The sequence below is a fragment of the Catellatospora sp. NPDC049111 genome (genome assembly GCF_040648615.1).
Lineage (GTDB): Bacteria > Actinomycetota > Actinomycetes > Mycobacteriales > Micromonosporaceae > Catellatospora > Catellatospora aurea.
The window spans coordinates 94,872-109,761 of sequence record NZ_JBEZEB010000018.1 but is presented as its reverse complement, the minus strand read 5'-3'; the positions used below and the strand labels follow the sequence as shown (position 1 = coordinate 109,761).

The 14,890-nt window shown below is 65.0% G+C and carries 7 protein-coding genes; 5 read left to right on the top strand and 2 right to left on the bottom strand.

Annotated elements, in window-relative coordinates:
- Nucleotides 1-221 precede the first annotated feature (221 nt).
- Nucleotides 222-716, bottom strand: coding sequence for a tyrosine-type recombinase/integrase (locus AB0B66_RS24020; RefSeq protein ID WP_360533892.1), 495 nt, complete (start codon nt 714-716; stop codon nt 222-224).
- Between the two features lie 616 nt (nt 717-1,332).
- Between AB0B66_RS24020 and AB0B66_RS24015 the strand changes: the two genes are divergently transcribed.
- Nucleotides 1,333-3,378: an N-6 DNA methylase gene (locus AB0B66_RS24015; RefSeq protein WP_360533889.1), complete on the top strand. Its 2,046-nt coding sequence runs from the start codon at nt 1,333-1,335 to the stop codon at nt 3,376-3,378.
- A gap of 10 nt (nt 3,379-3,388) precedes the next feature.
- On the opposite strand, the gene AB0B66_RS24010 is transcribed toward AB0B66_RS24015, so the two are convergent.
- Complete coding sequence (locus AB0B66_RS24010) at nt 3,389-4,864, bottom strand: serine/threonine-protein kinase (RefSeq protein WP_360533886.1); 1,476 nt, start codon at nt 4,862-4,864, stop codon at nt 3,389-3,391.
- 388 nt (nt 4,865-5,252) lie between these two features.
- On the opposite strand from AB0B66_RS24010, the gene AB0B66_RS24005 reads away from it, so the two are divergent.
- From AB0B66_RS24005 to AB0B66_RS23990, 4 genes are read left to right on the top strand one after another with little or no spacing between them, the layout of a single operon-like run.
- Nucleotides 5,253-6,791, top strand: a complete 1,539-nt coding sequence (locus tag AB0B66_RS24005; protein WP_360533883.1) for a PD-(D/E)XK nuclease family protein — start codon at nt 5,253-5,255, stop codon at nt 6,789-6,791.
- Complete coding sequence (locus tag AB0B66_RS24000; RefSeq protein WP_360533880.1) at nt 6,781-7,950, top strand: hypothetical protein; 1,170 nt, start codon at nt 6,781-6,783, stop codon at nt 7,948-7,950. Before AB0B66_RS24005 ends, AB0B66_RS24000 begins: the two co-directional genes overlap by 11 nt.
- Complete coding sequence (locus tag AB0B66_RS23995; RefSeq protein ID WP_360533877.1) at nt 7,950-11,696, top strand: signal recognition particle; 3,747 nt, start codon at nt 7,950-7,952, stop codon at nt 11,694-11,696. Before AB0B66_RS24000 ends, AB0B66_RS23995 begins: the two co-directional genes overlap by 1 nt.
- Complete coding sequence (locus AB0B66_RS23990) at nt 11,680-14,889, top strand: DUF3962 domain-containing protein (protein ID WP_360533874.1); 3,210 nt, start codon at nt 11,680-11,682, stop codon at nt 14,887-14,889. The genes AB0B66_RS23995 and AB0B66_RS23990 overlap by 17 nt, the downstream gene beginning before the upstream one ends.
- Nucleotide 14,890 lies beyond the last annotated feature (1 nt).

The following is a 14,890-nucleotide window of genomic DNA, read 5'->3' as shown; positions in this document are numbered from 1 at the left end:
GCCGCGCCCGCCCGCGGGGCGCCGGGCGGCGGTGTCGCCCTGGCCGTTAACGGCCCCGCCCCCCCCCCCGGCCCGCCACCTTTCACGGTCGGTGTGGTGGATCGGAACTCAGTCGTGCCTGGCCCGCGGCGGGTCTGCCTGGCGGCCAGGGTGTTGATGGCGAGGGTGAAGGCCGGGCCGCCGTTGGCGTGCCAGCGGCGCTGCAGTCCGTCGACGATCGCCTACTCCATCACGGGGGTGGTGTGGCTGTAGACCCCGCGTACCCCTTCGAGCTGGTGGCCGAGGCGGTCGCACTGTGCGACCTCGGGGATGTTGTCCTCGATCATCCAGGTCTTGTGGGCGTGGCGCATGTCGTGCAGATGGATCCCGCGAATCATCCGATGCGCCACCGGCGCCGTCGCCCGCGCTACTGCAGTCCGCCAGGTGCGGCCGAAGGTGCTGCGCCGTTGCAGCGCTCCTCTGCCCCCGACGAACACATGCGCGTGCTCGTGCGATGACATGACCAGTGCGAGCAGGTCGATGAGGAACTTCGGCAGCCTGATGTAGCGGCCGCGCGATGCGCGGGTCTTGGGCCGTCCTTTGCTCAGGCGTCCGTTGATCTCTATGAGTGCTCCGTCCTCGTCGGCTACGAAGATCCACCCTTCCCTAAGGTTGACGTTGTCGCGGTGTAGCCCGGCGAGTTCACCCCACCGCAGCCCGGTGTAGGCGGCGGTCACGACCAGGACCTGCCCGGCGACCACCGCCGCAGTGACCTCCGGTACCACGCCACCGGCGACCCGGGGCAGCCCATCCGGATGGTCTACCTGCCGTTCGCCCTCACCACCAGCGCCACTGGCGCGTCGACGAACCACGGCCTGGCCGGCGCCGCCACCGCCCCGTAGCGAGGACCGCGCGCCCGACCATTACGGGACGCCCCGCGGGGCGTACGAAGATGGCCAATGCTCGCTACCGCGGCATGACCAAGACCCAACTGGAGCACGTCTTCACCGCCGTCACTCTGAGCCTGACTCGCAGCAGTCAGCTCGAACCGCTCGCCTCCGCCCTGGCGGCGTGAACGAATTCGCCAACAGGATCGACCCGCGCAGCCAAATCTTTGATCATGGTGCGGTCACGGTCCAGTTACTCGGCATCCTGCGGTGGGGGCGGCAGATCAACTGTCGCCCGTACCCTGTCGTACATGTTGCGGCTGGACTGGATCGACCGCTGGTCGGACAAGGCAAGTTCATGATCAGGCTCCCCCGGCTGTAAACTTAGTCAACCGTCGTAGGATTCCAGTGGATATCCACTAGGTGCACAGTCTGCCTGGGCGACCGAACTATGCCGGGAGGAACGATGGCGGTGACCGACGATGCACTCGTCACGCTGGCGGAGATCGCCCGGATCGCTAGAGTGGGCCGTGCGGCGGTCAGCAACTGGCGGCGTAGGCACGAGTCGTTCCCAAAGCCGGTGGGTGGCACCGACGCGAGCCCGCTGTTCTCCTTGGCGCAGGTCGAGATTTGGTTGCAGCAAAATCGCCGCCTCGACGCGGTGGAGGGTCTTGACCGGCTGTGGCCGCGTTTCGATGGGCTCGGCGACCGTGCCGCTAGCGGCCGGGCGATAGCGGAGTTGGGTTTGCGGGCCGTCGGCGTGTCTGCGCGGTCCGGATTCGTTCCAGAAGGCTCAGTCTCGCTGGCGGCGGATGAGCTTATTCGTAGCGTAGGTGACGGACCGCCGAACAAGGTGTTCGATTTCTTGTTCGATCGCTGGAGAGATGCCTATGTCAAGCAACTGAGCCTCACCTCGACTCTATTAGCTGACTTGATGCTCGCTGTTGCGATTGCCGCCTCAACGCGGCCCATTGCGGACGATGCCATCATTCTCGATCCCGCGTGCGGTGCGGGGGGTCTTCTCGTGGCAGCGAAGGAGTACGTCTCGGCATCGGTCGTCTGCGGGGTGGACAGCGATGCGACGCTCGCAGCGATGTGCGCCGCACGTCTACTTCTGCACGGCCCCGGCCACCAGCACCGCAGTGAGGGGCATATTGATGTCCGAGTCGGAGATTCGCTTAGGGCCGATCCGCTTGCAGACCTCCGTGCTGACTTGGTGCTGGCTGTCCCTCCGTTCAACGAGAGGGAGTGGGGACACGAGCAGCTTGCGACTGACGCGCGATGGGTTTACGGGATTCCGCCAAGGACTGAGTCTGAGCTGGCCTGGGTCCAGCACGCGTTGGCAAGGCTGAATCCTGGGGGGACTGCCGTACTGATGCTTCCGCCAGCGGTAGCCGTTCGGCGCGCCGGTCGGCGCATTCGTGGAGCACTGGTGAGATCTGGCGCGGTAAGGGGCATTGTGTCCTTGCCGGCCGGAGCCAACCAACCGTTCGGCGTTCCGCTGCATTTATGGGTTCTGGAAAAGCCTCAGGATTCGGGACGATCATCCTGGCCAGAGCAACTGCTCCTGATGGACGCTACGAACTCGGAGCTCAGGTCTGGGGCCGGCCATGTTGAGATCGACTGGCCTACCCTGCGAGAACGAGTCACCTCCGCATTCCGCACCTTTGCCAAGGCCACCGAGCAGCGGATCGCCCCAGATAAGATCGTGTTGCCGCCTGGCTGCGCCGCGGTTGCGACCGTCCGACTATTGGATGACTTAGTAGATTTAACTCCGGCTCGTCACGTCCCGGCCTCTAACGACAAGACACATGATCCGCAGACGCACATGACTCGCTTCGGCAATCGCCTGCAGCAACTCGGTCACGACTTCGGCGCTCTCTCGTCCTTGAAGTTGACTAGCGGCGACAAGGCTAGGGCCACGATCAGCATTTCTGATCTGGAGCGTGCGTCCGCGTTGCGGATTCGGGCGGGCCAAGTGATCGAGGATGCGTTGGCGTCATCTAGCGACGAGCGGGAAGCGGTTCCCGTCCTGACTATTCCCGACCTAATGCTGAGCGGACGTCCCGGATTGTGGGTGAGTGCTGAGCGTGCGGCATCCCTACGTGACAACGAGGCGGTCACTGAGGCTCAGGCAGGTGATGTGGTGGTGGTCGGGGCCGAACGCGCCTACCGCGCCTGGGTTCATACCGGGTCTCCGGTGTTGTTGGGACCCCAGCTTTTCCTCCTTAGTATCGATGAGGCCCTGCTGGACCCTTGGTTTCTAGCTGGTTGTCTGCGGGCGCCGGCCAATGCACGGCAGGCCGGCACCCACGCAGCGGCGACGTCACGGATCGATGTGCGCAGGCTCCAGGTCTTACAACTCCCCCTCGAGCAGCAACGCCGGTATGGGACGGTCTTCCGCTCCATCGCAGATCTGGAGCAGTCGGTGGCTGCTATCCATGAAGCTGGCACGGAATTGGTCCGCACTTTAAGCGACCATCTTGGAACCGGAAGGTCTGAACTGCGATGACCACGCTGTGCTAACTTTCTTCTTTCGACCATGAAAGCAGCGCGCGCAGGCAGGCATCGGTTTTGCCGGCACCGGTGTCGTGGAGCGTGCGGACGATCAGCATCGCCCGCGCGGCGACTTCCCGGGCTTGCTCGGCGGTGAGGTCAACAAGGCGACCGGTGACGGCTTCGACCGTGGCCAGAGCCTCCTTCTGGCCCAGTGCCGTCTGGCATTCAGCTATTCCCAGACTCGCATCAGCCCATGCCTTCACGAGGTTGCCGGCGAGGGCCAACTCGGCAGCTTCCTCTAAGGGCACTAGCGCAGCGCCGTGGTCTCCATGCGTGAGCAGGTAACGGGCGGCCTGCTCACGCACGGCGCCGACCACCGCATCCGCCTTGCCCCATTGAGCGCGCGCCGCTGTGTAGAGCGCCGGCATTCCGGCCAACAGCTCGTCACGGTCCGCCGAGGCATCGTCCATCTCCGAGAGCTGGGTGGTGACGTCCCGCCGGCTCAGCCAGCGCGCTCGCGGCGAAGCGTTCGTGGCTCGGGCCTGTTCGGGGGCGATGTGAGCGGCTGGGTGAGACTTCGGGAGATGAGGGCGGCGGAAGACCAGGCTTGGGTCAGGGTCGAAGCTGGGAGACGGATCGGGGTCACCGTTTTTGGGCAGGTGGCGCTGAAGAACCTCTAGGACCTCCGCCGTGGTCGGACGGTCGGCAGCTGACTTGGCCAGGAGTCGGAGGACCAGGCTGTCGAGATCGTCTGCAACGCTGATGTTGTGGGCCGATGGCGAAAGGGGCTCGTCGTTGAGGTGCTGTTGGGGGATGCGGTCGCCTACAAATGGCGGTGTGCCTACTACCATTTCGTATAGGACACAGCCAAAGGCGTAGAGGTCCGTTGCCGGCGTCACGAGTTCGCCCTTCAGCTGCTCCGGCGCCTGGTATCCCACGCTGCCGACTGTTGAGCCCGCACGGGTGTACCTGGTCGCGTTGGGGGTCAGGGGCATGGCGATGCCGAAGTCGATGAGGATCACGCTGCCCTCACCGTCGATCAGCACGTTGTGGGGTTTGAGATCGCGGTGAACGACACTGTGCGCGTGGACGGTGCTCAGTGCGTCAGCGATCTGGACGCCGATCGACGCGACAATGGACGTGTTCAAGGTATGGCCGCGCAGAAACTTATGCAGCGAGACGCCGTCGATAAACCGCATCACCATGTACGGGTCTCCATCGTGTGTCCCGGAGTCGTAGATCTCCGGAACGCCACGGTGCCGGATTTCGGTCTGCAGGAGTACCTCTCGCCGGAACCGGGCGCATTGCTCGTCCCAATCGGCGTATCGATCATCATCATCATCATCGTAGTCCCTGAAGAGGACGTCGGAGCGCAGCATCTTGACCGCCACCGTGCGCTCGAGCTGTCGGTCATGGCATTGCCAGACCTCCGCCATACCCCCGCGGCCGAGTTTCTTGACGACCTTGTAGCGGCCGCCCAGTACGTCGCCAACCTTCATGATCGTCCTCTACGACGCGTGGTGGTTGATGCGCCAGCCAGCTCGACTTGGCGACATCCCAGCAGACTACCGTGAATCGCCCCCACGAGTGAACCGTGCATAACGAGAGTTTACACACGGCGTCGGAGTGTGTTTAAGTGGACTCGACAGTGGACAGTGCGGCCCGCGCTGCAGCGAATCCTATCGAGGTGACTGTATGTCAACCTGGCGTGCCCCTACGGGTACCACGGGCGATATCACGCTGATCCGTACCAACCTTGGGGCCGCCCGCCAGGACCCGCGAGAATGCCCTCGCGGCCAGAGCTGCAAACTGCGGCCGCTGCTGTCATCCGAACCTTCTCAACAGCGCCCTCGGCAGCGGTACCAAGACTTCACGTTGGGCCCGCTCATGAACGCGTTGGACAAGATCGAGTTTGAGCATCTGGCTACGGCCGATGTGATCGACCTGCTCTGGACTACGAAAGGCACCTTCGGCCGTAGAAAGGCACCCGCGCATCCGGGTCTTCTGGCATGGACCCAGGACGCCATCGGGTTATACATGTCGGCGAGACACACCGATCAGCGAGAGCGCGCGCTAGCCGGCGCGCCGCTCACTACGCCGGTAAATGGCTCGTGGACCGTGCGCCACGCGTGGACCACGCCCGATCCTCGCGGCGTGACGGCAGTCGAGCAGACCGCCTGGGGCCGTTACTATGCCAACTCCACGGACACTCATCGCGACCTGTGGCTCTTGTCCTTCGGCTCAGCCAAACCTGACCGCCCTGAGGCGGAGAAGGCAGCCGCGGCCAGCGTCGCCTTACACGGCGCCGTCACAGTCCGCGACGACATCAGCGAACCCGACTGGCGCCGCGGCTACCGCCGAACCTCTCCTCGACTCCCACCGCAAGTCCAGCGGGTACGGCTGGTAGACGTTGGCTGCACCGACGGATCTGTACGGCCCCTGGCTGACTGGAGCGCGGACGAGGTCGAGGAGGAGTTCGCCCGGCACACCAAATCCGCGCTGGACAGGGCAATCACCGCCACCAGCACCCAGCCCGGGGCCAGCTGCGTGAACTGCAAAGCATTGTCGGGGTGCACAGCCCTACCGCGAACCCCGCAACTGCTAACGATCGCCGCGGCCGGGCCAGCGCAGCGGCGCAGCGTGTCGGTGTCCGACCTGCGCGCTTACGCCGACTGTCCGGCAAAGTTCCTGTTGACCCGGCAGCTAAAACTGAAATCGAAGCAGCCCGAGAACGCGGCCATCCGCCGCGGCCGCGCCGTTGACGCCTGGCTCAACCGCCGCCATCAAACCGACCCGGCAAGCCCCTGCCGCCGGCCGATCACGCCAGCGGAACTGCTCGCGCACGCGACCCCCGAGGCTCCGCTGCACGCCGAGGATGCCGAGAAGGCCGCACAGATGCTTCGCCAGCACGTCTATGTGTGCCCGCTCGTGGGCCTGGCGCCGACTGAGCAGGTACGCGTTCAGGACACGGTGTCCTGCTACATTCCCGAGCTCAATCTGGTTGTCTTGGCGACTCCTGATCTCCTGCACACCCGCAACGGAGGCTGGGTCTGGCGCGAGACCAAGACCTCCGGCTCGGGCCTGTTCGAAGGCAAACCTCTACTAGCGCAATACCCGCAACTGGCCCTCGCCATCCTGATGATCAATGCCGGCGCCCTCGGCGGTGACGTCTCGCGATCACGGGTGGAGCTGGAGCTTCTCACCGCCGACGACGCCGTCCTGGAGGAACTCGACCCGTCGCGCACCCGGGTAGTGGATGAAGCCCGCAGCGTCATCAGTGACCTGGCAGACCCCTGGTTGAAGGAAGCAGCGTATGACCCACTACCAGGTCGAGCATGCCAAAGCTGTGAGGCGTTGGACTGGTGCACCCCCGGCCAGCAGTACCTCACCACGAACGCCGAGCGGGGGCATACTGATGCTGGCTGAGGACTGGCAGACGCACCCGCATGTTGTTCTGCTGCACACCGTGGCGAGCGGTGTCATACAGCTAGCCGATGTCGGCAGCCTGTCGGCGTTCACCCTGCCGTACCCTGCTGAGGCGCAGCGCGCCCTAGACCGGATGATCCTGACGTGCATGCGTGCGGGAGTCGAGGACCTGCCGCGCAGCGTTCCCGACCTAGTTGATTGGTGCAGGACCCGACCGCTGGAGGACTGGCCGCTCGATCTGCCCGCTGACGCGTTCGGCGCCGGCGACGTGTTAGTAGATCCGGACTCCAACCTTCCGACGCAGCTGTGCCACGAGTGGTGGTCCCATGGCAGAGATAGCGCTGCCACCCAATTTGACCGTGACGTGATCCGGGCCGCCATGCGACTGTGTCAACAGATGTCGGCGCCCGAGTCCTACACGCGATTTCGGCAGCTGCTGGTGATGCAGCCGGTCCTCACCGCCGCCGAACAGTTCGAGATCGCCACCGATCTTCTCCTCGACCCGGTGATCGAGTTACTCGGGCGCTGCTACACATCTGCGCCAGTCAGCTACCGCAAGCAGGGGATTTACCGCACCTGTGGGCGCTGCAGAACCCTGCTCACCCCGCTTGCCAGCGGAGGCTGGTGGTGCGAACGGGACGCCTGCCGGCGTCGCGGACCCGCGCCGATCGGCCGGACACTCATCGAGTCGGAGACTGGAACGATGTCGCATCTGGTCCGGCCCTTGCGGCAGTTCGTCACAGGACCGGGACGGGCCGAGGTAGACCTGCAGCATGCGCTGCTCGGGCTGCGCCATCGCGATGATCGACTTCACCTCGAGATGTGGCCAGGATTTGACGCCTACGACCTGCGGATCAGCTTCCCTGATGGACACGTGTGGGCTGTCGACGTCAAGGACTGGCGTCACCCCGGATTGCTAGGCAAGGCAGCCAAACCAATCCGGCCTCAGCCACCATATGACCAGGGCTGCTGGGTCGTTCCACAGGAACAGGTCGACGCCCGCCCCGGCTACATGGCCACCTTCTACCGCAACCGACCTCCCGAAGCCGTAGGCCTGACGTTGCTGACCGCCGGTGAACTGGTCGCCCGCGCCCAAAAGAGGCTACGGGGTCAGAGCGTCAACCTCGACGACGAAGCGACCGGACAGGGAGCAAGCTGATGCGGGACAGCAGTAAGTGGTATAGCAAGGTCGTCGAAGACCTTGCCACCGCCTGGCCGAGTGACCTTGCACGAGACAGGCGACCAGCACTATGCCAGGTTGAACTCGGACTGCACCTGCTTCAGCGCCTGCAGGAGACGGCCAACGACCGTCCCGACGACTCCGGCAGCCGCCCATGGACGGATGGAGCAGACGGCGTGTACGCGCTGCTGGGCGGCTACCCATTTGCGGGCACCTCAGGCCTTGCCAATGCCACGCAACATCACCTGCTCGTCAATGCCCGTCACCTATTGTGGCGGCTGCGGCGACGGCGGACGTGGAGACAGTACCTGGATGCCTACCGCCGTGTTCCGGAGCGGCTGCGCGCATTCGATGTTGCCGACGATCTTCGCACCTACAGACGTCGCACCCCGACCGCTGCCAGGGATCGCTTCGCCAGCTATGACACCGCACTGGCGGCGATGCCAGTCTTCAGACGTGACCTGCTGCCCATTGCCGGCGTCGGTAACAGCAGGTTCCGCGACCGCGGGCGCGCCAGCTCCGTAGACATTCCCGAGTTCCTTTGCAGGCCTCCGGCGCCCGGGCACGATCTTGAGACGAAGCCCTCGGGCACCGGCAGGCCGTTGCAGATACCCCGGAGCGAACTCGAAGAGACGGCGCTCTGGATGGACGAGGAAGAAGTCGAGCTCGGGCTACCTCCCGGAAACTGGTCACAGCGGCTCGCGGACGTCCACCTGGAGATCCTCGCCAGCAACGGCCGTGACTACGAACCGTCAAAGGTCCTCACCCTCAACGGTCTCATTCACCTGGTGGGCATGGTCGGCGCCGGCAAGAGCACCCTAATGACACTGATCGCTGTGTGGGCAGCCCGCCTGGAAACACCGCTACGCACCACCCTGATCGTCGGGGATGTCGCCGAGCAGCTCAGGCTCACCACGCTATTTCGTAACCTCGGGTTGCGGGCGACGCCGGTGCTCGGCGGCAGCACTCGCGAGCGCCATGCCAGCCGGCTGCATCGCCGCATGGCTTCCAAAGGTCTGGACTCGCTGCTCGCGCACCATGATCCCGGCTTCCACGATCTGAGTACCGCGTGCGCACTCGATGCCCAACGCGGCATTGAGGCGAATGGCCCCCTGCGGTACTCCGACGCGCCGTGTCTCAGTCTGCGCCCCGTCAAACCGCCGAAGCCGGCCGACGACCAGCTGCTTCCTGAGTACCGTCCAGAGGAGGCCCTCCGCCACCAGTCGAATACCGCGGACGATGACGACGACAAAGTCCCGGCGCACGGATGCCCAGCGTGGAGCGTGTGTCCACGCCACAGCATCGATCGCGACATGGTGGATGCGGTGATCTGGGTTGCTAACCCCGCAAGTTTGCTGCAAAGCGCGGTTCCCCGCCACCTCAATGCTGAGCGCCTGCGCCGCCTGGAACTGGCCTGCCTGCGCAGCGACATCATCATCGGCGATGAAGCCGACCGCATACAGATGCAACTCGATTCGGCGTTCGCTCCCTCAGCCACCCTGGTCACCCGAGGCCCCGACTCCTGGCTCGACCGCCTGCACACACACAAGATCGACGTACTGGCCAGACAGGGACGTCTGCCGCTGTCGGACATGGATGTCGAAGACTGGGCCAAAGCGCTCGATGTCGTCAGCGCCGCCACCAACCACATCTACGCCATGCTGATCGCCAGCGATGATCTGCGTGTCTGGGCCGACACCGACTACTTCAGCGCCTGGACGCTCCAGGAGAAACTGATCGCAGAATGGTATCCCGAGCACAGCTCTGACGGCCCCGACACCGATCGCGACGGCGACCTCTACAGCAGTGATCTCTCCCTCGACCCCGACGAAGACGCCACGTCGATGGCGACAGATGCCCCCGAGCCATGGGCCGACCGCCGCCGCGATGTCGTCGCGTGCCTGGACGCCTTCCGCGACGACCCTCTCGGAGACCGCGGAGGTGACGACGCTACCACCGCCGCACTTGTCACCCAGGCCCACAACCTCATGCACACCCTCAATGTCCAAGGCAGCCGCCAACGGGTCCGTGCGGTCCTCGACCTGTTGCTGGCCGGATCTCCCATCCTCGACGGCAGCCTGCGCCAGCCTGAACCGCAGTCGGATCAACGCGAACGCGAACCCGCCGACATCTGGGGCGCAGAGGCGTGGTTCGAACGCACCGCACAGCGGCTGGAGTTCACGTTGCTCCTGGCCGTGCTCCACCATCGCCTTGCTAGGTTGACGTTCCTGTGGCCTCAAGTCGAAGCCGCCCTCCGTCTGGACTCCACCGACAACGAACTTGCACGCCGCCCTCCGCTGGACTACGCGCCCGTCGTGCCCGAAGCGCCCATGGGCAACGTTCTAGGTTTCCAATACCTGCCCGACGAACCCGAGCCCGGCGCCGAGGGCCGGCGCAGCGGGACTCTGCGCTTCTTCCGTTGCGCAGGTGTCGGACGAGAACTGCTGCTCAACCTCCCCAGCCTCGGCGCCGACCCCGGGCGCGGCCGGCCCGGACCGCATGTGCTGCTCATGTCCGGAACGAGCTGGGCCGGGACCTCCACCCGGGCACACGTGCTCGCTCCCGTCACCGTGGTGCTCAAACCCAGCGACGACGCGCTGAAGGCGATCCGCGGAACCAGCTTCCGCACAGAGTTTCTCTACGCCGGCACCACGCCACTGAGACTTTCAGGTGCCAAACCCGAAGCCCGCCAGGCGATTCTCCGCCAGATGATCATCAAGTTGGGTAAGTCTACGCCTGGCCATTCCAGTCCCCTGGAGAACGAGCTCCGCCAGATTCCGGATCCAGACCGCCGTCGGGCGTTGCTCCTGGTCGGCAGCTATCGCGACGCAACCATCGCCGCCGACCTGCTGGAGGAGATCCCGCGCTGGCGGGGCAAGGTGCGCGTGCTGGCTGCCGACGATGCCGAGCTGGACTACGCCGACCAGGTGGGTGGCGATAGCGCGACACATGCCGCAGCGCTTCGTCGCGGAGACTTAGCCTCTTTCGCCGAGGACCCCCAAGCGCAGATCCTCGTTGCGCCGTTGATGGCGATCGAGCGTGGCCACAACATTCTCAACAGCCAGCGCACCGCCGCGTTTGGTTCCGTGTTCTTCCTCGCTCGACCGCATCCTCAGCCTGATGACCTGTCTCTTGCGATCTTCGCGATCAACGACTGGGTCACTCGCTTCGTTCGCGACATGCCCAAGCTGTCCACCGGCACGTTCAGCAAACTCGTAGCGTCCGCTGGACGACTGGACGCCGCCGCATTGGCGCTGCGCCACGTTGGCCGCTCCGAATGGCGTCGGCTACTGTCTCGCCGCTACGCCTACTCCCAGCTCAACCCCAGCGAGAAAGCCTCGTTCGCGTGGGACCAGCTAGTGGTGATATGGCAGGTCATCGGCCGCCTCGTCCGCGGCGGCGTGCCTGCCCGGGTCGTCTTCGTCGACGCGGCCTTCGCCCCCGCTCTGGCCGCAGCCAACGCACCGCGGCTGGGCGCAGTGCCCACCAAACAACGCCGCGAAGACCCAGGTTTGCTGCTCAAACTGCACGACATCCTCGCACCGTACTTCAGCCCCACCGCCCGACCTGGGCAGTTCGCACATCCCGCGGACCCAGCACTCGTCAAGCTGCTCTACCAGCCCCTGTTCGACGCGCTAGGCGGCCTGCGTGCCACTGCCCTTGCGCAGCTGTCCGGCACCTCCGCTGACAACACCGAAGGAAGCGATCATGGCAAGGCCCTATAAGGACATCAGCCGCGCGGCATACGTGCTGGACTCCCACGCCGAGCCGCTGGTCGGTGAGTACAGCGCACTGCCATTCCCCGAACACTGGAGTCCCGACATTCTGCGCTTGTGCAACCTCGGGCGGGATCCCGACGCCGAGCCGTACCGTAACGCTCCCACGGCCCGCATGGACGGCCTGCTCCAGACCCTCGCACCGGATCTAGTCGTCCGAGCCCGCACCCGCGATCCTCGCACCAGCCCGGGCCACGACCACTGGCTCTACCGACCCACCGACCTAGCCAACCCGCTGCCAGGCACGACATTCGACCAGCTGACCGGTGCCTGGCTACGAGATCTGCGACCCGAACCGGAACACCATCGCGCCGTTGTCGACACGCTGAGAGCACTACGCGAGCAGCCACCCGTCTGGGAAGAGGCACGGGTGGAACTGCTCACCTGCGCTCCCACCCAAGGCGGGACCGCCATCACCACCCCTCGGCAGCGGCAACTCGCCCCTGACGCGATCGCCCGCCGGATACTCGCCCTGGCCCCCTACGAGCACGGCGCAGGAACACTCACCTTTCGTGCCGTGCCTCGCGGGCCCCGGCAGCAAGGCGCCGAGCTGCTGTCCCAGCCGCTGCCGCATGAGGCCAAGGATCAGACCTGGTGGTTCTCGATCTTTATCGCCATCACGCTGCACACCATCCCGTTCGATCCACGGCCGCGCATCCACCTACACGCTGGCGTTCGTCGATGGATCACTCGCTGTGACAAGACAGGACGTGTACGCCTTCCCGGCCGCACCGCGACATCTGTCTACCTCACCCCCAAGATCCCCTGGCTGGCCGGGGCACCAGCAACTGAACGCTTCGCGATCGCCTCACTCGCCTTCGACCGTGCTACAGCACGGCATCAATGGGGCAAGAACGGCCCAGCTCGGGTCCTGCGCCAACTGCAGCTCAGTCAGCCGTTCCCCGATCCCGAAATGCTGCTCGCCGATCCCTCCGCATGGATCGGCGACGGGCCAGGCGTTCGAGCCGCCATCGTCCACAGCAATCGCATGGGATCCCACGCCATCGGAGCCGGCCTCATGTCCCATCAACGGTCGCAACTGATCGAATGGGCAGAACAGGCAATGCCCGCTGGTGTCCGCCGCGTCTCCCACCTCACTCGAAGCGCCCTCGGCGGTACGGCCCCGCAGAACGCCCGCGCTACCCCTGTTGACGCCACCGCCAAGAAGGCGGAGCAGCTTCGGGTGGCAAACGCACGGCGTGCCGCACTCGCCGTCGCCACCCGCGTGAACCTCGGCAGCCTCCCACCGGCGGACACATACCAGCCCATCGACCTCCTCAACGACAACTGCGATGTACCAGTACTACGCGCACGGCTGCTATGGCAGACCCCGGAATTGCGCGACGCCGCCATCACTGCCCTCGCCGAGGAACTCGACCTGGAAGGCGACGGCCGCTGGCCCCAGCCGGCCTACACCGACGAGGACTTCGCACAGGCCACGCCAACCAGGCCCGCAATCTTGACCTGGCAGGCTGACGACCTCACCGTGGTCCTGCAGTGCATCGCGCTCACAGCCACCAGCGAAGACGCCCCTGGGCTCGGCGAGAAGCTCGGCATCGACCCCAAGAAGCGACCACGAGGCAAAGCTCTCGAGGAAGCCATCCGCACGCGCCGCAACGCCACTCGAGAATTCCACGCCATCAACCCCCACCACACGGGACAGCCCGAGCTCGCACTCGTCGAAATCGACCGACGCCAGGATTTCGATTTCCGATGGGATGACCCCAAGTACGCGATCCGCCTCGGCAGCGCTGACGCCGGCGTGCTCACCCAGTTCGCGCTTGTGCCCAAGAAGGCCAAGAACTACAACTCCGTCAAGAATCTCCATCACAGGGTCCGTAGCGCCTGGCAGGACGGCTTCCGCCAACTCGGTGTGCGCGTCCTGCCCCAACACACTCTCGGCGGCCTGCTGCCAGTCGGCCTTCGGTACGCGGCCGTTTGGATGGTCAAACGACGAAGCGACGGGCCCACTGGCCTGCCGAGGCACACTCCCCTCGCAGTGATGGTCACCCCACTGGGCACATCTGGACTCGCTACCGTCCACGGCTGGGACCCTGAACTCCAGCAATGGATCTCTTATCCACGCATGCTGCTCAGCCTGGTCAAACACGCTGAGATTCCCGAAGTCGAGTCCGACGACCTTCCTTCGGTCGACGTTAACGCCGCTGCCGCTACGACCATTCCGCTTCAGGCCACCGGCGCTCACGATGGTGATCAGAAGCCTGGGAGGCGGGCGCCCTACAAGGTCTGGAAGCAGAACGTCGACGAACAACGCCAGGCGACCGCGACTTTCCTGCAGAGGCTGATCAGATCACTACGTGGTCAACCCACTCTGCTGCTCGTGCACGCACAGAACAGCCGCCTGCACTGGCCGTGGATACAAGACGGCCAAGTCGAACCTGACCTGATCAAGACCGGGCACGCTCCTGCCTCCACGCTCGATCCCAACGTTCGCATCCTGCGAGTGCGCGATGGCGGCGGCCGCGAAACCGCCCAGTGGTGGGGAATTTCTGGGCCCGGCAGAATCAACGGCCTGCCCCCTGGGCTCTGGACATATCCAGACACTTGTGATGAAGGAACCGGGCGCGTCTTCTACAGCACTACAGCCAAGGCCAGTACCTTCCGCGATTCGGCGGTCGAAGCCGACCGGCTCGCGCCTCGGCCCCGTCGCCTAGGCATAAACCGCGGACAACCCACCATCGATGCTCAGATACCGGCGTGGAACCCAGCTCTGGTGGAACTGGCCGTCTTGGCATGCCAAACGCACGACTCGCCCGAAGCGTTCGCTCTAGCCGCCCACCAACTCCGCCAAGCTCCCGACTATCTCGACGCGCTCCTCACCCCGTTGCCCCTACACATGGCATCGCTAGCCCAGGAATATGTGCTGCCCACCATCGCAAGCGACGATGGTGCTGACACATTCGCAAGCGACGACGGTGCTGACACATTGGATGACACCGAGCCTGCTGTCGATCCGCAGGGCTCACATCTCGGAATCGTCATTTCGACAACCTCTAGCGACGACGCCACCGGTGACCCGCAATTCAGCGCGGCTCCAGGCCTCAGCCAACCACCAGAGGACCAGGATGACGAGGATCAACCCACGTCCCAGCAAGCGCTATTCGCCCTGCCGTGGGAGTGAG

What these genes read in the sequence shown, in the direction of transcription:
- AB0B66_RS24015 (WP_360533889.1), top strand. Translation starts at nt 1,333, where the DNA reads ATGGCGGTGACCGACGATGCACTCGTCACGCTGGCGGAGATCGCCCGG.
- AB0B66_RS24010 (WP_360533886.1), bottom strand. Translation starts at nt 4,864, where the DNA reads ATGAAGGTTGGCGACGTACTGGGCGGCCGCTACAAGGTCGTCAAGAAA.
- AB0B66_RS24005 (WP_360533883.1), top strand. Translation starts at nt 5,253, where the DNA reads ATGAACGCGTTGGACAAGATCGAGTTTGAGCATCTGGCTACGGCCGAT.
- AB0B66_RS24000 (WP_360533880.1), top strand. Translation starts at nt 6,781, where the DNA reads ATGCTGGCTGAGGACTGGCAGACGCACCCGCATGTTGTTCTGCTGCAC.
- AB0B66_RS23995 (WP_360533877.1), top strand. Translation starts at nt 7,950, where the DNA reads ATGCGGGACAGCAGTAAGTGGTATAGCAAGGTCGTCGAAGACCTTGCC.
- AB0B66_RS23990 (WP_360533874.1), top strand. Translation starts at nt 11,680, where the DNA reads ATGGCAAGGCCCTATAAGGACATCAGCCGCGCGGCATACGTGCTGGAC.